This window comes from Diaphorobacter caeni (genome assembly GCF_015354245.1).
Lineage (GTDB): Bacteria > Pseudomonadota > Gammaproteobacteria > Burkholderiales > Burkholderiaceae_C > Diaphorobacter_A > Diaphorobacter_A caeni.
Genome location: NZ_JADKYZ010000006.1, coordinates 346,575 through 368,485, shown reverse-complemented (window position 1 = coordinate 368,485; position 21,911 = coordinate 346,575). Strand labels below are relative to the sequence as shown.

Here is a 21,911-nt window from a genome sequence, read left to right as displayed (position 1 = left end):
CAGGAGTCACCCCATGCACTTAAACGAACTCAAGGCACTGCACGTGTCTGAAGTCCTCAAGCAGGCTGAAGAGCTTGAGATCGAAAACGTCGGCCGCATGCGCAAGCAAGAGCTGATGTTCGCCATCATCAAAAAGCGCGCCAAGGCTGGCGAACAGGTCTTTGCCGATGGCGTGCTCGAAATCCTGCCCGACGGCTTCGGCTTTCTGCGCAGCCCCGACACCAGCTTCACCGCAAGCACGGACGACATCTACATCTCCCCGAGCCAGGTGCGCCGCTTCAACCTGCACACCGGCGACATGATCGAAGGCGAAGTGCGCACGCCCAAGGACGGCGAACGCTACTTTGCCCTGACCAAGCTCGACAGCGTCAACGGCGGCCCGCCGGAGCAGAACAAGCACAAGGTGATGTTCGAAAACCTGACGCCCCTGTTCCCCAAGGAACAGATGCGTCTCGAACGCGACATCAAGGCCGAAGAGAACATCACCGGCCGCATCATCGACATCATCGCCCCCATCGGCCGTGGCCAGCGCGCGCTGATCGTCGCGCCTCCCAAGAGCGGCAAGACGGTGATGATGCAGCACATCGCGCACGCCATCACCGCCAACAATCCAGACGTTCACCTGATGGTGCTGCTCGTGGACGAGCGCCCTGAAGAAGTGACCGAAATGCAGCGCACGGTGAAGGGCGAAATCATCGCATCGACCTTCGATGAGCCCGCAGCGCGCCACGTGCACGTCGCAGAAATGGTGATCGAGCGCGCCAAGCGCCTGGTCGAATTGAAGAAGGACGTCGTGATCCTGCTGGACTCGATCACCCGCCTCGCCCGCGCCTACAACAACGTCGTGCCGTCCTCCGGCAAGGTGCTGTCCGGCGGTGTGGACTCCAACGCGCTGCAGCGCCCCAAGCGTTTCTTCGGCGCCGCCCGCAAGGTCGAGGAAGGTGGCTCGCTCACCATCATCGCCACCGCGCTGGTCGATACCGGCAGCCGCATGGACGAAGTGATCTTTGAAGAATTCAAGGGCACCGGCAACTGCGAAATCCACCTGAACCGCCGCCTCTACGAAAAGCGTGTGTTCCCGGCCATCGAGATGAACAAGTCCGGCACCCGCCGCGAAGAGTTGCTGCTCGCGCCCGAGATTCTGCAGAAGACCCGCATCCTGCGTCAGTTCATGTACAACATGGACGAGATCGAATCCATGGAGCTCATGATCAAGAACATGAAGGCGACCAAGACCAATGTCGAGTTCTTCGACATGATGCGTCGCGGCGGCTGATCCCCGGATCACCCCTCATGAAAACGCCCCGCATGCTGCAAAGCGTGCGGGGCGTTTGATTTTGCGGGCTTGAAGAACCATTCCGCCGGCCACATCCACAGATCCACCGGTCAATCCTGGTGGACCAGCATCTCCAGCGCATGCGCCTCGGTCGGCACGGGCACCTCCCATTTGTGCAGCATGCCGAGCAGCGCGGCGTTGGTCAGCGTCGTGTCACGCTTGCCGTTGCGCGCGAGCAACTCGGCCCGGCTCGCCTCCAGATGCACCAGCCGTACCGTTGCGCCGTAGTCCAGACACAGATCCAGCGACTTGCCGCGCATCTGGCGCGAGAGGTGCGTGGCGTTCCAGACGAAACGGCGCTTCTCGCGCAGCAGCCCCTTGGCCTTGTCGATGGCACGGTGCGCCACCGCACCGTCGTTCTGGCCGTGGCGCAGCCCGAGCTCGGCACGCGCATCATCGAACGACACCACAGGCCAGCCCGCGCAATGCGTCGCCACCCAGGTGTTCTTTCCGCTCGCTGGAAGGCCGCACATCAGCACCACCTCAGAGCCCGGCTCCGCGTGCAGCGCGTAGTCGGGATGCAGTTGCGCGCCACGGAAATAGCGCACCGCCGTCTCCGCCGACGCGAACGCGCGCGGCGTGCGCAGGCAGCCCTCCTCCTCGGCCATCTCGCGCACCAGATCGATGTTGACCAGCACACCCTCCACATCCGGGCAGACGCGGCCGACGATGTCGGCGCGCGCGAGCATGCACAGCAGATGCACGTCGACCTGCCACGACAGCTCGCGCACGATGAACTCCGGCGAATGGCCGCGTCGCGATTCGGCGAAGGCGAAGAACGGCACCTGATGCACCGCGATCAGCCGACAGATGGCCTCGCGCTGATGCACCGGAGCACCGGCCTCCCACAGCGCGATGCGCGCATCCACCGCGCCCTTGCGCGAATGGCCGGGCTGCGAGATGCGCCCATCATCGCCCACCACCGTGGTGGAGCACTTGGCCACGTCGTGCAGCAGCGCGGCGAAGAACACCGTCTCGCGCTCCTGCACCGTGAGCTGCGCATAGTGCGCATCTTCCAGCAAGGCGCGCACCACCATCTGCGTATGCGTCCACACATCGCCTTCGGCGTGATAGACCGGGTCCTGCGGCGTGGTCCTGGCCAATTCCAGTTGGGGAAAGGCGTCGAGACAGGCCGCAAAGTCCACCTCGGCGCCTGGCGGCGGCACGAGGGTTTGCAAGTTTTTCCAGTTCCACATGGGAATCTCCTCGGGCGTCGAGCGCATGCTTTTCAGCGCGCTCAACGCCATTGTTTGCTGATCGTGCCCGCAAAGAGGTCGACGCCGTCCCGCAGCCCGTTGGGCACGATGGGGCGTTCGCTGTGGTGCGAGCCGGAGTTCAGAATCACCTGAACGAAATCGGAGCGAACGAACTTGTAACGCTCCAGAGTCTGACCGTTCTCCTCGACCTTGATGTACAGGCCTTCCGCGCAATCGGACGGATCGGTCTGCCGCCAGCACAGCGCGAGATCAAGCCCCTGACGCTGAACCGCCTGCTCGAACTGCGCGCGCCAATGCACGCTGCGTCCCAACGACGGCGCAATCATCGCCAGCAGATCCTTGATGCGCCTGGGTGCAACGCCGCTGTAGAGCACCGGCACCGACACCACCGGCAGATCGGCCAGCAGCGCGTGGCGCCCGGGCGTGTCGAGAAAACACGCCCGGCTGCGGTCCCACAGATCGAACTCGGCGAACCAGTGCGGCAGCGCGTCGTAGAACACCGAATGCTTGGCGTACAGCCATTCGCCGTACATCACATATCGGTCTTCAAGACGCGACAGCAGCGCCGATTCATGCGCCCTGGCCCATTGCTTGAAGGCGTTGAACTGCCGCTCGCGGCCGCCCATCTGGTCGACCGCCAGATAGTGGCCGCGCGACTGCAGCAGCAGGCCCCCGCCCGCCGAGAAGCTCAGCGCCGAATTGGCGCCGTCGAGCTTTTCCTCGACCACGATGTGGCGACCCGCCAGGCGCTCGTAGGGCACGCAATCGTTGTGGTCACCGGCCTGCAGGCGCGATCCCTGCAGGTGCGGCGTGCGCGGATATTTGAGAATGTCCAGACTGGACAGGTGTGAAATTTGCGAAGTCATTTCGTGCTTTCCGTGAATTGAAAAGAAAAGCCGACGACAACGACATGCGCCGCAATGAAGCGAGGGGAGACAACGCCGATGCCCGCGCACCAGCGCAGGGAAAGGGTTGGAAACCGTGGAAATTCAGCGCGCCGCCCGACATGAGATTCGGGCGACAAGGCATCCACACACCGCAGCGCACACGCGAGAAAATCCCTGATGCGAAACCGGGATAGCGTGTGACGAAGTCGTTCAGCAGGAACGTGCGCGGCGGGACATGATGGGCCTCTCGAAGAGAAAACTGATTGAAATCAAAGGAAGGCCGCGAGTGTAGTGCGGCTCCGGGCCGCATCGCAAGCGCCGTGTAGCACAAAAGCGTCAGACGGGCGCCTTCGGCAGGAAATCAAGCTTGTGACACATTTGCGTCATCCGGCCCCCATCCCACCGTCCTGCGGTGCAACAATACGGCCAAACGCAAGGGGCTTCGGCCTTCAGCCAAAAGAGACAGACCTCCCAGAGGTGCCCAATTGAACCCTCCGTCCTCGCTCCTCTCCTCGCCAAGGCACATCCCCGCTGCAGCCGCCGTCGTGACGCCCCCGCGCCTCGAGCCGCCGTATGTGATCTTCAACCGCAGCCAATGGGCCGCATTGCGCAGCCCCGAAGACCACGTGCCCTCGCGCGCGAGCATCGAAATGCTGGGCGGCGTGAACGATCCCGCGCTGCAGATCGAGGTGGAAGAGATCTTTCTTCCACTCACCCGCTTCATCAACTCCCACATCCGCGCGGCGCATGAACTGAGCCGCATCGTGTACAGCGGATTCGACAGCGCGGGCTCGTTCCGCGCCACGCCCTACGTGATCGGCGTGGCAGGCAGCGTGGCCGTGGGCAAGAGCACCTTCGCGCGCGTGCTGCGGGCGGTGCTCGCGCAGGCCATTCCGGGCCGCAGCGTGGAGCTGGTGACGACCGACGGTTTCCTCTATCCCACGCGCGAGCTGCAGGAGCGCGCGCTCATGGGCCGCAAGGGTTTCCCCGACAGCTACGACCTGCCCGCGATGCTCGAGTTTCTCTCGGCGGTGAAGTCCGGCAAGTCAGGGCTCAAGGTGCCCGTCTACTCGCACGAGGCCTACGACATCGTGCCCGATGAATTCGAGCGGGTGGATCGTCCCGACATCCTGATCTTCGAAGGTCTGAACGTGCTGCAGACCAAGAACATCGCGGCGGCGGTGGCGTCCGATTTCTTCGATTTCTCGATCTATCTCGATGCTGAATCCGCGCTGATCGAAAAGTGGTACATCCAGCGTTTCGTGAAGCTGCAGCGCACGGTGTTCCAACGCGAAAGCTCGTACTTCCACCACTACAAGGACCTGAGCGAAGGCGAGGCCATCCAGGTCGCGCGCGGCATCTGGCAGCAGATCAACCTGCCCAACCTGCTCGACAACATCGCGCCGACGCGCGGCCGCGCACGCATCGTGCTGCGCAAGGGCGAACAGCACCAGATCGAAGAAATATCGGTCAGGCAGACCTGAGACCGGTCTTTCCCGGTGGCGTCAACACGGCATCGTGGAATCGATATAAGCTATCGCTGATAAACAACCCGTTCGTCCGTCGGCGGGTGCAAACGACAACAGCGAGACAACATGACCGCCTCCACACCCGACCATCCCGATCAGGGTCGCAACCTCGGCCTGCTGATCGCCGCGCAGGCACTCGGCGGAGCATCACCGCCGATCATCATTTCGCTGGGCGGGCTGGTCGGGCAGCAGCTGTCGAGCAACCCCTCCGCCGCGACGCTGCCGGTGAGCCTCTACCAGCTCACGCTCGCGCTGTGCACCCTCCCCGCCGCGTGGCTCATGCACCGCATGGGGCGACGCTTCACCTACATGATCGGCGCGCTGATGGGAGCGGTGTCGGGCGCCGTCGCCGCCCAGGGCATCGCGCAATCGGACTTCACGCTGTTCTGCATCGGCACCGCGTTCTCGGGCTTCTACGCCGCCTGCGTGCAGAGCTACCGTTTTGCGGCGGCCGATGCCGTGATGGGCGACTCGGCTGCGCAGGCGCGCGCCATCTCGCGCATCATGATCGGCGGACTGATCGCGGGCATCATCGGCCCGCAGATCGTGATATGGACGCGCGACGCCCTGCCCGGCACGCCGTTCGCGGGCAGCTTCTACGGGCAGGCGGCACTCGCGCTGCTGGCCCTGCCGCTGCTCGCCTGTCTGCGCCTCCCCAAGACCCAAACCAAGGTCGTCGATGGCGAGGCCAGGCCGCTGATGGAGATCGTGAAAACGCCCAAGTTCATCGTCGCCGCAGCCGCAGGCGTGGTGAGCTACGGGCTGATGGCCTTCCTCATGACCGCAGCGCCGATGGCCATGGTCGGCTGCGGCCACAGCATCGGCGAAGCGGCGCTCGGCATCCAGTGGCATGTGCTGTCGATGTTCGCGCCAAGCTTCTTCACCGGCAAGCTCATCAACCGTTTCGGCAACCGCACCATCACCTCGCTCGGCCTCGTGATGATCGGCGCGGCCGGCGTGATGGCACTGCTCGGACTCGACCTGTTCCACTTCTGGGGCGCGCTGGTGCTGCTGGGCGTGGGCTGGAACTTCGGCTTCATCGGCGCGACCTCGCTGGTCACCGAGTGCTACCGTCCGGCCGAGCGCGCCAAGGTCCAGGCGCTCAACGACTTCCTGGTCTTCGGCACCGTCGCGACAGCGTCCTTCGGTTCGGGCCAGCTGCTGCACACCGTGGGCTGGAACGGCATCAACAGCGGCATGCTGCCGCTCGTGGCCATCGTGCTGGTGCTGCTCGGGCTGCAAAGCCGCAGGCTCAAGCCCGCTACCTGAGCCCCAGCCGCGCCAGCTTCTTGATCAGCCCCACGCGCGAAATGCCGAGCACCCGGGCGGCCTCGGACTGATTGCCGCCCGACTGCGCCATCGCGTCGCGGATCATGCGGGTTTCGAGTTCCTGGATCGCAGCGTCCATGCTGCCCTGCGTCGTCGATTTGTCGGCAGCGGCCGTCGCCTCCGGCAGCTCCGTGCTTTCGCCGCTCGCGAAGCGCAGCAGGTCGGCGTCGACCGTATGGTTGTCGGGCAGGATCAGCGCACCCGCAGATTCGACCACGGCCTTGAGCTGGCGCACGTTGCCGGGCCAGTCGCGCGTCTGCAGCCATTGCAGGGCGTCGGCGCTGAGGCGGGCGTTGGGCGTCACTCCGTGCAGAAAGCGCGCGGCCAGCAGAGGCACGTCGGTGCTGCGGTCCGCCAGCGCGGGCGTGCGCAGCACCATGCCTTTGAGACGGTAATACAGATCCTCGCGAAAGCTGCCATCGCGCACCATGGCCTCGAGATCGCGATGCGTCGCGGCCACCACGCGCACGTCGGCTTTCTTCTCCTGCCTCCCGCCCACCGGCATGAAGGTGCCCTCCTGCAGAAAGCGCAGCAGCTTGACCTGCATGAGCGCGGGCATCTCGCCCACTTCGTCAAGAAACAGCGTGCCGCCATGCGCGGTTTCGACGAGCCCCAGCTGATCGCGATGCGCTCCGGTGAAGCTGCCCTTGAGATGGCCGAACAGCTCGCTCTCCAGCAGCTCGGCCGACAGCGCGCCGCAGTGGATGATGGCGAACGGCCCATCGCGCCGGGGACTGCACTGGTGCAGCGCGCGCGCCACCAGTTCCTTGCCGGTGCCCGTGGGGCCCAGCACGATCAGATTCACCGAGGTCGCTCCCACGCGCCGCACCATGGCGCGCAGCTGCTGCATGGCCGCAGCCTGTCCGATCAGGCCCATTTCATCGGGCTGCTGGTCGGCTTTGGCGTTGCGCAGCTCGCGCACCTGGGCATCCAGCCGCGCTTTGTGCATGGCGCGCATGACGACCATCCGCAGCATCTCGGGATCGATGGGCTTGACGAGAAAGTCCCAGACGCCGAGCTCCACCGCGCGCAGCGCCACGTCACGATCGCCATGCCCGCTGAGCACCACCACCACGGCCGATGCAAAGCGCGCAATGAGCGACAGCCCCGCCTCCGGGTCCATGCTGGGCGGCATCGCAAGATCGAGCAGCACGACCTGCGGCGTGTCGTTCTCGAAGGCCTGCAGCGCCTCGTCCACGTCGCCCGCGACAGACACGCGATAGCCGAGCTGGCGCAGAAACGATGCGCCGAGCCGCTGGTACGCCGGTTCGTCGTCGACCAGAAGGATGTGGCCCGAGGCTGCGCTCGACGGATTCGGTGATGTCGTGGATGCTGCGGTGGTCGAACTCATGATGCGGTGTTCTCGGTCGTCGGAAAAGTCAGCGTGAAGCAGGTGTGCCATGGTGCGCGCTCGGTCAGCTCGGCCGTGCCGCCATGCGCGGACATGATGCGAGCGACGATGGCAAGGCCCAGCCCCGTGCCGCCGGGACTGCGCGAGGCGAAGGGCTGGAAGAGCCGCTCGCGCAGATCGTCGGGGATGCCCGGGCCGTCGTCGCAGACATGGACCAGCACCGCGCCGTCGCGGCGTTCGGCGTCGATCAGCACCCGCTTGGACGCGGCCGACTGGCGTGCATTGGTCAAAAGATTGACGACGGCCTGATCGAAGCGCACGGGATCGAGCCGAACGGGGAATGCGTCGCCCAGTCCGGGGCCCGTTTCCACCTCGGGCATGCGGCGGATCAGCGCGGAAATGCGTGCGGCGATGTCGGTATCGGCCAAGTGGATTTGCCACGGCTTCGCGTAGTCGAGCAGGTCTTCGGTCAGCCGCGAGATGCGCGTGATCTGCTCGCCGACCTCCTGCCGCGTTTCCTGCGGCGCCAGCGCGACCGCCATGGCGATGATGTTGAGCGGGTTGCGCAGATCATGAGCCACGGTGGTGGCGAGCGATCCGAGCTCGGCCAGCCGCGCGTTCAGCTGGCTTTCGCGCTCGCGCTGCCGTGCGATTTCGGAGCGCTCGACGTTCGCTGCCGCATCGGCAAGCAAGGTGCCGAACAGTTCGGCCAGATGGAGCTGGCCCGGTGGCGCCTCCTCGAATCCGAAAAGCTGCGTCTGCCACTCGCCCGCGTGGTCAGAGCACACCAGCGTGGGCTCTGCGCCGTTGTCCTCCGTGGCGGTCTGGCTCAGTGCCTGCGCGTTCGCATCACGAGCGATCCGGGTCTGAATCTCCATGCCCATGCGCTGCGACAGCATGGCGGTGGCCCTGGCCTGCAGTTGCTCCATGGTGTCCGCCTGGCTGAGCTGCATCCGCCATTGCCGCCAGTCCTCCGCCGACAGCGTGCCGCCCGGATACACCAGCCGCGACGCGAAGTTCCATACGGGCCCGCGCAGCGCAAGCGTGGTGGCGGCCACCGCGATCGCCACCACCCAGCGCGACTCGAACGGCAGCAGCACCGTGAGCGGCACCACCAGCACCCCCAGCGCCATCAGAATGACCGACGCAAGCGCGCGCCGCGCCCAGACGTTGGCCACGAACACGCGGTAGCGCAGGATGCCGTAGACCAGAATCACGGGAAAGACGGGCGCGGCCAGCACCTGCCATGGATAGACAGGAATCTTGAGCGCTGCGAACGCGTAGCCCGACATGGCCAACAGCCCCCAGCCGCAGGAAATCGCCACCGCGCCAATCTGCCTGCGCCGCTGGGCCGAGGCCGCGTGAAAGAACGTCATCAGCAGCGCCAGAATGCCGAGCGCCGCAAAACACGCCCATACCAGACTCGTCATCCAGCCCACATGGTTGGGTACGACCACCCACTCCACGCCGGTGAACGGCTCGAAATGCTCGAACTCGCCGGGCGAGCGCAGCAGCGCATGCAGGGCGGTGAGCGCCGCGCCCGCGTAGGCCGCATGGATCCAGCGCCTGTCGATGGGCGAATGGCAGAAGATCAGGCAGAAGTGCAAAAACGCCGCCGAGGTGAGCGGCAACGTGGACAACAGCGCCATCGCGAGCGGCGCGGTCGCGATGCCGAACCAGTTGGGCAGCTCGTTGCCGACGATCCAGGTCGCCACACCCGCAAGGAACACCACCAGCAGCCGCGCCCCGCGCACCTGGTTGGCCCAGACCAGCAGCACCGCGCTGAGGGCGATGGTTTCGAGCAGGGTGAGAAACAGCGCGACATGAATGGCCATGGCCGCCACTGTAAACGGCGTTTACGCCACCGGCAATCACGCTGTATACGAAGTTGACAACACAACAAACAACTTCAATCAAATCAACAACTTGCGAATTGGCATGGTTGCTGCACCAACCCGTGCATGAACACCCTGCACCACTCCCCCACCACCGAAGGCCCTGCGCATGCTGCGTTGGATATTTCCGCACTGGTGGGTGCGGCTTCCTGGCAGACGCTGTCTCCCGCGATCCGCAGGCGCTTCGCGGCGGCGCACGACGACGTGAGCTACGTCGGCGAGATGGAGCTGCGCGCTTCGTGGATTGGGCGCGTCTTCGGACTCGCGGCCAGCCTGCTCGGCAGCCCGCTGGCCGCCTCGCGCAAGAACGCGGTGGCGGCCAGGGTGAACGTCCGCAACGACGGCAATGGCGGCGTGGTCTGGGAGCGCGTTCTGGGCGGCCAGCAGGTGCGCTCGACCAAGCGGGTCGGCCCGGACGGTGCGCTCGAGGAGTGCACTTCGGGCGGCCTCTCCATGCATCTGGACGTGTTCGTCGACGACGGCGCGCTGGTGTTCCAGAGCCGTGGCTACTTCCTGCTGCTCGGCCGCATGCGCATGCCCGTTCCCGGATGGCTCACGCCCGGCACCTGCCGCGTCGAGCACCGCGACGTCGGCCCGGGCCAATTCCGCTTCACGCTGACCATGCAGCATCGGCTGTGGGGTCGCACCTTTCACCAAACCGGCGTCTTCAACGACCCGCATCCCCTCTGAAACGGAGGTTTCACCATGACGACCATGACCACTCTCATCTTCTGCGTGCTCGGCTTTCAGACCATGCTCGGCGGATTCGACAATCTCTGGCACCACGAGCTGCACGCACGCCTGCCGCAGCGGACGTCCGCACGCTACGAACTGCGCCTGCACGCCATGCGCGAGGCCATCTACGGCGCGCTCTACGTCGTCTTCGCCTGGATACAGATCCAGGGCTGGTGGGCCATCGCCGTCGGCGCTCTGCTGCTGGTGGAAATGGTGGTGACCGTCGCCGACTTTCTGGAGGAAGACCGCTGCCGCAAGCTGCCGCCCTTCGAGCGCGCGCTGCACACCGTGCTCACCGTGAGCTACGGTCTGCTGCTCGGCCTGCTCGGCCCGCGCCTCTGGGACGCGGCGCGCCTGCCGACCGAACTGGCGTTCACCTACCACGGGTTCTGGAGCTGGTTCTGCACGCTCGCGGCGCTCGGCGTGACGACCTGGAGCATCCGCAACGCCATTGCCGTGCGCAAGATGGGCCACATCGCCGATGCCGACGCACAGGCGGCCCCGCCCGCTCCACAGGCGATCGGCGCGCCCACCGTGCTGGTCACCGGCGGCACGGGCTTCGTGGGATCGGCCCTGGTGCGTCAACTCCAGCGCGAAGGTCGCCGCGTCATCGTGCTGAGCCGCGACCCGCTGCTCGCCCGTGCCAGTTTTGGCGATGACGTCTGGGTGATCGACCGCCTGAGCGACATTCCCGCCGAAACCCGCATCGACGCCATCGTGCATCTGGCGGGCGCCAATATCCTCGGGGGCCTGTGGACCCCAAGCCGCCGCCGCAAGCTGCTGCAAAGCCGCCTGCAGATCACCCGCGACCTGCTCGCGCTGATCGAGCGCCTCGAGCGCAGGCCCGAGGTACTGGTCGCCGCGTCGGCCGTGGGCTTCTACGGCACGGCGCACGGCAACGCGCGCATCGACGAATCGGCCGCCAGTGATCCGGGGCGCTTCCAGTCGGACCTCTGCGTCGCCATCGAGCGGGAGGCCCTGCTTGCCGAACGCCTGGGCACCCGCGTGGTCTGCGTGCGCCCCGGCATCGTGCTCGGCGCGGGGGGCGGCGCGCTGCCGCCACAGGCACTCGCCACACGACTGGGGTTGGGCGCCATCATTGGCTCGGGGCGTCAGTCCATGCCATGGGTTCATGTGGATGATCTCGTCGGCCTGATCCGCCACGCCATGTCCGAGCCCGTGCTGCACGGCGCGCTCAACGCCGTCGCCCCCGACATGGTCTCGCAGGACCAGTTCGCGCGCACGCTCGCCACGGTTCACCGCCGCCCCCTGTGGATGAAGATGCCAGCGGGCGCTCTGCGGACGATGCTCGGCGAGATGTCGGAGTTGCTGCTCGACGGCCAGAACGTCGCGCCGACCAAGGCGCTCGCCAGCGGCTACTGCTTTCGGCACCCTGCCCTGCGCGGTGCGCTGGAAGCCTCCGTCTGAATCGTCCTCCGAGTCGCCACGCGATCGGTTTGCGGGATATGCTTGGCGGCACCATGTCCCGCAAAACCCTGCTCATCGTCTACCACTCCCTGACCGGCGGCACCCGCCAGATGGTCGAGGCCGCGCGCGACGGTGCGGTGCAGGAGAGCGGTGTCGATGTCCGCCTGCTGCCAGCCACGGACGCGCAGCCGGAGGACGTGCTTGGGGCCGATGGCTACATCTTCGCCACTCCCGAGAACCTCGCGGCGATCAGCGGACTGATGAAGGATTTTTTTGACCGCTGCTACTATCCCGCGCTCGAGCGCATCAACGGTCGTCCGTATCTCGCGCTGATCTGCGCGGGCAGCGACGGCAGCAACGCCGCAAGGCAGATCGCCCGCATCGCCACCGGCTGGCGACTCAGGGAGGTGGCCGAGCCGCTGATCGTCTGCACCCACGCGCAGACACCCGAAGCGATCCTCGCGCCCAAACAGATCCACCAGGAAGATCTGCAGCTCTGCAGATCCCTCGGTGAATCACTCGCGTCAGGCCTGACGCTGGGTATCTTCTGAGATTTCAGGCATTGGATGCGCGCAATCTACACGCATGCCACTTCGCGTGCCACGTCCTCACCCGACTGCGCCAGCGCCGCATACCCCAGCCCCCATGCCCGCATCGCCTCGAGCACCGGCTCGAGCGACAGCCCCAGTTCGGTGAGTTCATAGTCCACGCGCGGCGGCACCTCGGCATAGACCGTGCGCTGCACGATGCCGTCGGCCTCCAGCTCGCGCAGTTGCAGCGTGAGCATGCGCTGGGTCGCCGAGGGGATGGCGCGGCTCAGCTCCATGAAGCGCTTCTTTCCGCGCATCAGGTTGTAGATGATGATGGGCTTCCACGTGCCGCCGATCACCGAGAGCGTGACTTCCACCGAGCAGCCGCTTTTGCCATTGAGTCGCTTCATGAAATATGCCTCCGGCCCAATACTTACATTTTTAATACTACCCAACAAATATGTTGGTTCTTGGAAAAAGGCAGCTTACTGCGCAAGATGACGCCGCGCACCGGACTTCGCGAATTCCCCTCGGTGCAAACCTCTCCCCCACATTCATCCCGACAGCAAAGGATTCCATTCATGAAAGCCATTCAACTGCAGAGCCCCGGTGGTCTGGAGCGCCTCCGGTCCGTCGACCTGCCCGAGCCCGCCGCGCCCAAGGCGGGCGAGATCCAGGTGCGCGTGCACGCCAGTTCGCTGAACTACCACGACCTGGGCGTGGTGCTCGGCAAGCCCGGCTCAGCCGACAGGCTGATTCCCATGTCGGACGGCGCGGGCGTCGTGACCGCCGTGGGTGCGGGCGTCAGCGAGTTCAAGGAGGGCGACGCGGTGGTCTCGTGCTTCTTCCCGACCTGGCAGGCCGGTCCCGCGACGATCGCCGACTTCCTCACCGTGCCGGGCGACGGCATCGACGGCTTTGCGCGCGAGCTGGTGACGGCTCCCATCACCTCGTTCACCCATGCGCCCAAGGGCTACACCCACGAGGAAGCCGCGACGCTGACCACGGCGGGCCTGACCGCATGGCGCGCGCTGGTGATCGACGGCGGCATCAAGGCGGGCGACACCGTGCTGGTGCTGGGCACGGGCGGCGTCTCGATCTTCGCGCTGCAGATGGCCCGCTCCATGGGCGCGCGCGTGATCGCCACCACCTCGTCAGCCGCCAAGGAAAAGCAGCTGCTCGCGATGGGCGCATCCGACGTCATCAACTACCGCGACAACCCCCAATGGGGCGACAAAGTGCTGGCGCTGACGGGCGGACGCGGTGCCGACATCGTCGTGGAAGTCGGCGGCCCGAGCACCCTGCCCCAATCGATCCGCGCCTGCCGCGTGGGCGGCCACATCGCGCTGATGGGCGTGCTGACCGGTTTCGCGGGCGACATTCCGACCGTCGAGCTCATGCGCAAGCAGCAGACCCTGCGGGGCCTGATCGTGGGCAGCCGCCTAGACCAGCAGGACATGGTGCGCGCGCTCGAGCGATTCGACTGGAAGCCGGTGATCGACAGCCAGTACCCGCTCGAACAGATCGCGGCGGCCTTCGAGCATCAGAAGGCCGGCAGGCACTTCGGCAAGGTCTGCCTGAGCTTTTGATCACCTGATTTCGACGCCAGGCAGCAGCTCCATGCCAAGCCGCTGCTCCAGCTCTCCGTAGCTGATCGGGCGGCCCGCCTGACCCTGCGCGGAGTTCTGCTGCCAGTGCGCCCATGCACGCTTGGAAGTCGCGTCATAGACCAGCTTGAACAGCTGAGTCGGCACGCTGACGCGGTCCTGCCCGATGGTCTGTCCCCGCGATTCAAAAACCGGGCCGGTGATCACATAGACATCGCCCTTGGCGCGCAGCGCGTAGCTGCGCGTGTCCTTTTCGATCTTCGCCCACGGCCCGCTGTTGTGCGCCGAGTTCTGCGGCACCATGTTGGCGAGGCTGAAGCTCTGCGCCATCGCCTCGGGCGTGGGCATGTCGGCCGCTGGCGCCATGTGGCCGCGCGCAAAGCCCGAGCCCCGGTAGTCCTCCAGCTCCGAGCGCTCGCTGCGCGGCAGCCGGGCATCGGCGAAGAAGCGGTCCGTGCGCTGCTCTCCCTGCGCGTTCAGCACCGTCTGCCGATTGAGCCGTTCGGCCACGAACACCGGGGTGCGCGTGCTACCGCTGTGCAGCACGGCAAATGCGTTGTAGCAAAGCTCGCGCAGCTTGGGCGCCGTGGGAACGCGCGGCGCGATGCCGCCCGCGAAGAACTGCGGGCAGGCCTCGAAACGGGTGGCCGACAGTGCGCCACCGGGGACCGGCGACGGTGACGGCAAAGGCGTTGGCGTGGAGGCGGACGTCGACACGGACGTGTGCCCGCGCAGAAAAGCCTCAAGAGCAGCCTCGGCCTCACCCTGCAACCAAGGAAGCGTTCCGCAACTGGAGATCTGTGTGGCCACCGCCGTCGATCCCAGCAGCCAAAGGCCCAGACGACGCAGCGATGATGAAGAGAGGGAGGAAAGGGAAAAGGCACTTGAGGCACGCGAGCCCGCAGCTTTGCGCTTGCGTGGCTGCTTCTTTTTGTTCTTGGCAGTCATTCGACTGCAAGTTTATAGGCGGATCAAGCGCCTCAAACCAAACTCATAGCATCCAAGCGATCGGCGCAATCATTGACCCGCGACAAGACGCAAAAAACCGTCCATCGTGGGCCACTGTCAATGACACAAATCACACATATTTTCACATATTTCCCCGCCGCGCCATAGGCGTTTCCTCCCTTCGCGGACCGGTTATCATTGGCATGCTCAACCTGCGTTACCGTCGGTGTCCCACACCCACTCTGGTTAATGGTGCATTCAATCAAAAAAATAGCGAGCCGAATTAATTCAAATGCCCATCGACAACAGGAATGCTTGAATGAATCCTCACGCAAGCAAATCGATCTCCCCCATACAACTGACAAAGTCACTGCTAGAGAATCGCGGCTTGATCAAAGGCCTGATCAAGCGTGAAATCATTGGCCGCTATCGTGGCTCGTTCATGGGGCTGCTCTGGTCCTTCGTGAATCCGCTGCTGATGCTGGCGGTCTACACCTTCGTTTTCAGCGTCGTATTCAAGGCCCGCTGGACCGGCGGAGAAGGCTCGAAGACGGAATTCGCGATGGTTCTCTTCGCGGGAATGATCGCATTCAATCTTTTCTCGGAAGGTCTGCTGCGCGGCCCGTCATTGATACTGGGAAACGCGAACTACGTGAAGAAGGTTATTTTCCCTCTGGAAATATTGCCGGTCGTGGTAATGGGATCGGCCATTTTCCATTTCCTCATCAGCTTCAGCGCCTGGCTGATTTTCTATTTTCTTCTGTTTGGAGTCCCGCCGGTCACCCTGCTCGAACTGCCCATCGTGCTGCTGCCGCTGGTGCTGATGTCGCTCGGCCTCGCGTGGCTGCTTGCCTCGCTGGGTGTGTTCCTGCGCGACATTGGCCAGATCATCGGCGTGCTCACCATGGTGCTCATGTACATGACCCCGATCTTCTACCCCATCGCCGCGCTGCCCGAGGAGTTCCAGCGGCTGCTCAGCCTCAACCCGCTCACGGCCAGCATCGAGCAGGTGCGCAACGCCATGATGTTCGGAGGCCCGCTCGACTGGGCCACGTGGCTGCGTCAGATGCTCATCGGTCTTGTTGTCGCGTGGCTCGGATTTGCGTGGTTCCAGAAGTCTCGCAAGGGGTTCGCCGATGTCGTCTGATCTCGCCATCCGCATCGAGCAGCTGAGCAAGTGCTACCAGATCTACGCCCAGCCGCGCGACCGCCTCAAGCAGATGCTGCTGCCCAAGCTGCAGCGCGTCACAGGCCAGCACCCCAAGCGCTACTACGACGAGTTCTGGGCGCTGCGGAACATCTCTTTCGAGATCCGAAAGGGCGAGGCCGTGGGCATCGTCGGGCGCAACGGCAGCGGCAAGTCCACGCTGCTGCAACTGATCTGCGGCACGCTCACGCCCACCCTCGGAACCGTGGAGACCCAAGGCCGCATCGCCGCCCTGCTGGAGCTGGGCTCGGGCTTCAACCCCGAGTTCACCGGCCGCGAGAACGTCTATCTCAACGGCGCGATCCTCGGCATCGACGAGGAGCAGATGAATGCGGTCTTCGAGCGCATCGTCAAGTTCGCCGACATCGGTGACCACCTCGACCAGCCGGTCAAGACCTATTCCAGCGGCATGTTCGTGCGCCTCGCGTTCGCGGTCCAGATGCATCTGGACCCCGAGATTCTCATCGTCGACGAGGCGCTCTCCGTGGGCGATCAGTTCTTCCAGGCCAAGTGCTACGCCGCCATCCGCACGATGATGGACAAGGGCACGACGGTGCTGTTCGTCTCGCACTCCGCAGCCACGGTCAAGGCGCTCTGCCCCCGCGCCGTGCTGCTGAGTCACGGCGATCTGATCGTCGACGGACCGGCCAGCAAGGTGCTCGACCGCTATTTCGTGCTCGGCTCGCTCGAGGCCAATGCGGGCAACGCCGGCACCGCCGGTCAACCGGACACCGCGGCCGATCAAGCTGACCAGCCAGCCGCAGCCATCACCTCATCGGTCGCACAGCCTGCATCGCAGGTCGTCTCGCTGCTGCAGCCTCCGTTCGACCGCCGCGTGTCGCACCGCGTGGGCTCGGGCCAGGCACAGTTCGTGGAATGCCGCGTGCTGGCCGACTCCGACGAGGCCATCGTCGTCGAAACCGGATCGACCCTGCGCGTGCAGGCCGTGCTCGACGTGCGCGAGGACTGCCCGCAGGAGGGCGAAGTCGGTCTCGTCGTCAGCACCACCGAAGGCGTGGAACTGTTCGCGATCAACTCCTTTTTCAGCGGCACCCGCATCCCCGCGATGAAGGCCGGTGAGAAGCGCGTGCTCGAATTCGAATTCGTCTCCCCGCTCTCGAGCGGCGCGCGCTATCGCATCGACCTCGGCTACCGCATGCCCGTGCAGGGCGAGTACGTCGACAAGGCGTTCGCGGCGGCCGGCTTCAGCGTGGTCAATCAGGGCGACCGGATCATTCCGCTGCTCTTTGACGTGCCCGGAAAAATCACCATCGCCTGAGCAAGGGACAAAAGACATGACCACCTATCTTCCCGAACTCGGCATCTCCGATCTCGTGCACGCCGTCGAATCACGCGACTGGTCGGTGGTCGATCAGCGCCTCGGTGAACAGCAGTTCGAGCGCCTCGGCCTCGACCGCGCACTGCGCATCGCCTCCGACCTCGCGCTGCGCCACGGTTCGCTGCGCGGCCTGCGGGTGCTCGATGTCGGCTGCAACAACGGCCTCGTCGCCAAGACGCTCGCTGCGCTCGGCTGCAACGTCGTCGGCATCGACAACGGCGACGTCGACAATCAGGGCCTGTACTCCGACCTGCACAGCCAGACGCAACGCGCCGGTTTCGAATTTCACCGCCAGGACCTGTCCGACTTCCTGGCCAGCGATGATCGCTACTGGGACTGCATCCTGCTGCTGAGCGTGACCCACCACTGGGAATCCGGCTACGCCATGTCGGGCGAACGCCGCTATTCCGACGACGACATCCGCAACCTGCTGGCCACGCTGTTCGCGCGCACCCGCGCCAGCATCTACTACGAATGCCCCGCCAAGGAGCCGGGCTTCGATGCCGGTTTCGGAGTCAATTTCCTTCTTCGCTATTGCAGCGAATTGCCAAAAATGAGAACCCTGGGACACACGATCGGGCCGAACGGCTACCCGCGTGAGTTCTGGGCGCTGGATATGGAGTAGCAGCACATGCCAATCAAAAGTCTTGTAGACAACCCGCAGAACAAGGCAGAGTTTTCCGTTGGCCGCGATATCGAACTTGTCTATTGCTCGGACAGCTGCCTGCTCCAAACGCTCAATGACCACTCCCGCATCGTCCGCACCGGACAGACGCCGGCCACCGCGCTGACGGTGATTCTTGACGCAGACCGCCTGCTGGTTCCCATCGCCGGAAATCCACGCACGGACGAGCACATTCTTGGCGCGCAACACGGCCACTCCAGCGCTCGCGCCAACTGGACAAAACTCGTCGGCAGCCGCCACGCATCGCTGATGCCGGTCCACCGCGTCTGCGATTGCATGGCGGAAACGCAGATTCTGGAAGGTCAGGAGTTCGACGACGCCGGAACCACGCCCGCGTGGAAGAAGGTTCGCAGCATCGTGGGCAAGACCACCAGCCGTGAGCTCAGTGGAAAGCCCATCGCCTTCGATCAATGGCGCATCTGGATGGGCGACCTGGCACAAGGACTGGATGAGCTGGAACGGCTGGGTCTCGCACACGGCGATCCCTACCCCTTCAACGCCGTTCGCCATTTGCAACAAGCCACCTGGGTGGACTTTGGCCACATGACCAGCGATGCCGAGCAGCTTTACAAGGATGCATGGGCATTCGTGCTGTTCACGGTTTTGCACACCCAGAGTCAATGTTCGACGTACAGCCCTGCCTTGCTGCAACGCATTGCGTCTGCGATGGAACGGGTTGATCAACCCGGCCGCTTTGCGCGAATTCGGGCCGTTCTGCTGCAGTCATTTGGCGACCAAGTGCCGATGGACGATGTCCGCACGCCCGGCCTGATCTTCGTGAAGGCCGTGACGGAGAACTCCCAGAATCTGTTTGCCCACCCCGCTGTCCCTCAGTTGATACTCAAAGCGGCGGCGCAGTATTTTTCGGCCTTCATGCACCATGTGAAGCACGGCAACTACTCATTTGCAGCGTTTCAGACTGAACTTCAGCGTCATCGTTTTCAAGAAGAAGAAATGCTGCGCCTCACCGTTCCTCGCGCAGAGCATTTCAATCAACTGGATGCCCTCCGGACCAGTCAACAGCAGGTTGTGGCGCAGCGGGATGAGGAAATTGCCCGCGTCCGTCAGACCGTCATCCACAAAGATGAAGAGATCGCGAGAGTCACGCAGTCTTTGCTCGGGAAGGATTCCGAGATTGAAGAACACCGGGAAATTCTGGTCAGAAAAGAAGCAGAAATCGCCAACCAGAATCAGCGGCTCGCGGAAAACGAGCGGCAGGCAACCCAGATTCGCCACGAACTCGACTCGCTCTTCAAACGCCACGAACAGGTCTTGAACAGTCGCTCCTGGCGCTTGACGCGTCCATTGCGCGCCGCTGCCCGCTTTGCAAAATATGGTTTCAATTACCCTGGCGGAAGACAGGCACTGTATCGATTCGCCGCGAACGTCGGACGCAAGTTTCCGTTTCCGTTCTGGTTGAAGGCGCGCGTGCGCGCGGCACTCATCCCCAAGGCACCGCTGATCGCGGCCCCTACCAGAGCGTCTGCTCCGTCCACAGACTCCGCGACATTCACTCAGGCGCCCCAGGCATCCAACTCGCTGGTGATGCGCCCCGAATGCTGCGGTCTGGTGAAAGACCTGGTCAGCGTCGTGTTGCCCGTCTACAACCAGGCCTACCTGATCGCCGAATCCATCGACAGCGTGCTTGCGCAGACCTACCAGAACTTCGAGCTCATCATCATCAACGATGGCTCCAAGGACGATGTGGAAAAAGTCCTGGAACGCTATCTGGACCACCCAAAGATTCGTTGCTACACACAGGCCAACCAGCGCCTGCCTAAGGCGTTGAGCAACGGTTTCGATTTCGCACGTGGCGAATTCCGAACCTGGACTTCGGCAGACAACATCATGGAACCGCGCATGCTGGAGGAACTGGTCGCCAGGCTGCGCGGTGATCCCAGTCTGGGCATGGTCTATGGTGACTATCTGGCCATCGATGATCGCGGTGAGCTGCTCAAGGACACTTCCTGGCGTGCACACAATCGGCCCGATCCGAAAAGTGCCGAGATCCGCCTGCCGCATTCCACCGAGACGCTCAACACCGTGCAGGACAATTTCATCGGGCCGTGCTTCATGTATCGCGGCTGGATCGGAAGCTGCATCGGCGACTACGACACTCAGTTGGGCATCGAGGACTACGACTACTGGATGCGCATAAACGCATTCTTCCCGCTCGGCCACGCTGGCAACGACCGCATGCTCTACCGATACCGTGTTCATGACAACACGCTGAGCGCCCAAGCGCAGGAGCACAAGATTCTGGACAAGGTCCAGCTTCTGATGGAGTACGAAAAGGAACGTGCTGCGCAATACGGCAAGCCACTGATCTATGTCGCTGACCAGCGTGGTGCGGACTGGCTTGCTCAACATGGAGTGGCCCCCGGCAGCATCCACGCGTTCGGAGCACTGGCTCCGACCGAAGCGCTGCTTGTGCTCGGCAGTCAGACTGCCGAAGAGCACCTGCCCCGATTGCGCGATGGCCATCAGCCAGTAGCCGTGCTGCTCGACCCCGCGGATATCCGATATGACAAGCTGCGCCAGTTGCTGCAGAGCACGCACGCGGTTGCACTGGTGGGCGATGGCCTGAGCGCGGAGCGTGTACGGTTGATTGCAAGCTGCCCCATTCTGGATTGCCAGGCACCGAGTGCGCTTTCCGCCGTGACGGCGTTTGCGAAGAACCTGATGTTCATTCGCGCCACACGCGATCCGCAGGCCATGCAACGCGCAGTGCCCGCAATCATCCGCTCGCAGCGGCAGCGGCATGTATTGCTGCAGGTCGACAGCTTCACCCAAGGAGGGATGGAAAACGTGGTGATCGATCTCGGTCTGTCGCTCAAGAGCAGCGGCTACCGCGTCACCATCGCCAATTTTGGCAATTCTGGCGACGCGGCGGTCAAGGCGGTGGAGCGCGGACTGGACGTCGTTCCTCTGTCCTCCGGGCTGAGCGACGACGCCTATCTGGCGTGGTTGAGCGAAAACCGCGTCGATCTCGTCAATGCCCACTACAGCATCCGTGGTGCCGCGGCCTGTCACCGCGCCGGAATTCCGTTCATCCAGACCGTACACAACTCCTATGTCTGGCTCGACGCTGAACAGATCGCCCGATATCGCGAGGCTGACCTTCATACCACCCAGTATCTCTGCGTATCGGTCACTGCAGCGCGCTATGCGGATGTGGCTCTGGGACTCGACGCCGGCAAGATGCGCGTAGTCCCCAACGGCATCGACCCGGAGACCATCGACGCAGAGCACTTCACGGAAAATCGCTCAGACCTGCGCTCCGTCTGGGGCGTCGATGCGGACGCACCCGTGTTCGTCAACGTCGCCTCCATCATGGCCACCAAGGCCCAGTTGCCGCTGGTGAAGGCCTTCGCCCGCGTGGTCGAGCGTCAACCCAAGGCCCGATTGGTGTTGCTGGGAACATCGATGGAAGCCGCTTACCAAAGCGCCGTGAAGAACGCCGTGCGAGACCTCGGGCTGCAGAACCATGTGCTGTTCGCGGGTTATGAGCGCAATGTGGCGCGCTTCTATCACGCAGCCGACGTGTTCGTTCTGCCGTCGTACTGGGAAGGCTGGAGTCTGTCTCTCGGCGAAGCCATGGCGAACGGTCTCGGTTGCGTGATCACCGATGTGGGCTCGGCCTACGAATTCGAGGGTCGCGACAACGTCGAGGTGGTGTCACCGCCGTTTGGCGACATCACCGCGCTGAACTACCAGAACCTTGGGCATTTCGTGTACGGCACTGACGTCGACTTTGAGGAACGTCTGGCCTCTGCGATGATCCGCCTGATGCCTCATCGCAGAGGCTCGGTCGATCGCGATCTGGCAAAGCATCTGGATCGAGCCATCGCCTACCGCATGTACGCCGACTACTTCTCCACACTATGA

The 21,911-nt window shown here is 64.1% G+C and carries 18 protein-coding genes; 12 read left to right on the top strand and 6 right to left on the bottom strand.

Annotated elements, in window-relative coordinates:
- The first annotated feature begins 13 nt into the window (after nt 1-13).
- On the top strand, nt 14-1,276 hold the full coding sequence (rho, locus tag ISG32_RS16940; RefSeq protein WP_194772191.1) for a transcription termination factor Rho: 1,263 nt from the start codon (nt 14-16) through the stop codon (nt 1,274-1,276).
- A gap of 110 nt (nt 1,277-1,386) precedes the next feature.
- Here rho and ISG32_RS16935 read toward each other — a convergent pair whose 3' ends face one another.
- Together ISG32_RS16935 and ISG32_RS16930 are read right to left on the bottom strand one after the other, a co-directional pair.
- Nucleotides 1,387-2,532, bottom strand: coding sequence for an AAA family ATPase (locus tag ISG32_RS16935; protein WP_194772190.1), 1,146 nt, complete (start codon nt 2,530-2,532; stop codon nt 1,387-1,389).
- Between the two features lie 41 nt (nt 2,533-2,573).
- Nucleotides 2,574-3,419 (bottom strand): RNA ligase family protein, encoded by an 846-nt coding sequence (locus ISG32_RS16930; RefSeq protein ID WP_194772189.1) that lies wholly within the window; start codon nt 3,417-3,419, stop codon nt 2,574-2,576.
- Nucleotides 3,420-3,985: 566 nt separating this feature from the next.
- Between ISG32_RS16930 and coaA the strand changes: the two genes are divergently transcribed.
- Both coaA and ISG32_RS16920 read left to right on the top strand, forming a co-directional pair.
- Nucleotides 3,986-4,924: a type I pantothenate kinase gene (gene coaA / locus ISG32_RS16925; protein WP_323745950.1), complete on the top strand. Its 939-nt coding sequence runs from the start codon at nt 3,986-3,988 to the stop codon at nt 4,922-4,924.
- 111 nt (nt 4,925-5,035) lie between these two features.
- On the top strand, nt 5,036-6,238 hold the full coding sequence (locus tag ISG32_RS16920; protein ID WP_194772187.1) for an MFS transporter: 1,203 nt from the start codon (nt 5,036-5,038) through the stop codon (nt 6,236-6,238).
- On the opposite strand, the gene ISG32_RS16915 is transcribed toward ISG32_RS16920, so the two are convergent.
- Nucleotides 6,231-7,649, bottom strand: coding sequence for a sigma-54-dependent transcriptional regulator (locus ISG32_RS16915; protein WP_194772186.1), 1,419 nt, complete (start codon nt 7,647-7,649; stop codon nt 6,231-6,233). The two genes, ISG32_RS16920 and ISG32_RS16915, sit on opposite strands and share 8 nt — an antisense overlap.
- Nucleotides 7,646-9,484, bottom strand: coding sequence for a sensor histidine kinase (locus ISG32_RS16910; protein WP_194772185.1), 1,839 nt, complete (start codon nt 9,482-9,484; stop codon nt 7,646-7,648). Before ISG32_RS16910 ends, ISG32_RS16915 begins: the two co-directional genes overlap by 4 nt.
- Between ISG32_RS16910 and ISG32_RS27770 the strand changes: the two genes are divergently transcribed.
- From ISG32_RS27770 to ISG32_RS16895, 4 genes are read left to right on the top strand one after another with little or no spacing between them, the layout of a single operon-like run.
- Nucleotides 9,483-9,614, top strand: coding sequence for a hypothetical protein (locus tag ISG32_RS27770; RefSeq protein WP_267254033.1), 132 nt, complete (start codon nt 9,483-9,485; stop codon nt 9,612-9,614). The two genes, ISG32_RS16910 and ISG32_RS27770, sit on opposite strands and share 2 nt — an antisense overlap.
- Nucleotides 9,611-10,234 carry a DUF4166 domain-containing protein gene (locus tag ISG32_RS16905; protein ID WP_194772184.1) on the top strand — a complete coding sequence of 208 codons (624 nt, stop codon included), beginning with the start codon at nt 9,611-9,613 and terminating at the stop codon, nt 10,232-10,234. Before ISG32_RS27770 ends, ISG32_RS16905 begins: the two co-directional genes overlap by 4 nt.
- A 15-nt stretch (nt 10,235-10,249) precedes the next feature.
- Nucleotides 10,250-11,707 (top strand): TIGR01777 family oxidoreductase, encoded by a 1,458-nt coding sequence (locus ISG32_RS16900; RefSeq protein ID WP_194772183.1) that lies wholly within the window; start codon nt 10,250-10,252, stop codon nt 11,705-11,707.
- Between the two features lie 53 nt (nt 11,708-11,760).
- Nucleotides 11,761-12,258, top strand: coding sequence for a flavodoxin family protein (locus ISG32_RS16895; protein WP_194772182.1), 498 nt, complete (start codon nt 11,761-11,763; stop codon nt 12,256-12,258).
- A 26-nt stretch (nt 12,259-12,284) separates the two neighbouring features.
- Here the strand turns inward: ISG32_RS16895 and ISG32_RS16890 are convergent, their stop codons facing one another.
- On the bottom strand, nt 12,285-12,647 hold the full coding sequence (locus tag ISG32_RS16890) for a winged helix-turn-helix transcriptional regulator (protein WP_194772181.1): 363 nt from the start codon (nt 12,645-12,647) through the stop codon (nt 12,285-12,287).
- Between the two features lie 171 nt (nt 12,648-12,818).
- Between ISG32_RS16890 and ISG32_RS16885 the strand changes: the two genes are divergently transcribed.
- The gene (locus ISG32_RS16885; RefSeq protein WP_194772180.1) at nt 12,819-13,826 is read left to right on the top strand and encodes a zinc-dependent alcohol dehydrogenase family protein; all 1,008 of its coding nucleotides are present in this window, start codon (nt 12,819-12,821) and stop codon (nt 13,824-13,826) included.
- Here the strand turns inward: ISG32_RS16885 and ISG32_RS16880 are convergent, their stop codons facing one another.
- Nucleotides 13,827-14,561, bottom strand: coding sequence for a DNA/RNA non-specific endonuclease (locus tag ISG32_RS16880; RefSeq protein WP_407645069.1), 735 nt, complete (start codon nt 14,559-14,561; stop codon nt 13,827-13,829).
- Nucleotides 14,562-15,180: 619 nt separating this feature from the next.
- On the opposite strand from ISG32_RS16880, the gene ISG32_RS16875 reads away from it, so the two are divergent.
- From ISG32_RS16875 to ISG32_RS16860, 4 genes are read left to right on the top strand one after another with little or no spacing between them, the layout of a single operon-like run.
- Entirely contained in the window at nt 15,181-15,939 is a 759-nt protein-coding gene (locus tag ISG32_RS16875; protein WP_323745949.1) for an ABC transporter permease, read from the top strand.
- Complete coding sequence (locus ISG32_RS16870; RefSeq protein ID WP_194772177.1) at nt 15,929-17,278, top strand: ABC transporter ATP-binding protein; 1,350 nt, start codon at nt 15,929-15,931, stop codon at nt 17,276-17,278. The genes ISG32_RS16875 and ISG32_RS16870 overlap by 11 nt, the downstream gene beginning before the upstream one ends.
- Nucleotides 17,279-17,294: 16 nt before the next feature.
- A complete protein-coding gene (locus ISG32_RS16865; protein WP_194772176.1) occupies nt 17,295-17,963 on the top strand; it encodes a class I SAM-dependent methyltransferase in 669 nt (222 codons plus the stop codon).
- A gap of 6 nt (nt 17,964-17,969) precedes the next feature.
- Nucleotides 17,970-21,911 (top strand): glycosyltransferase, encoded by a 3,942-nt coding sequence (locus ISG32_RS16860; protein ID WP_194772175.1) that lies wholly within the window; start codon nt 17,970-17,972, stop codon nt 21,909-21,911.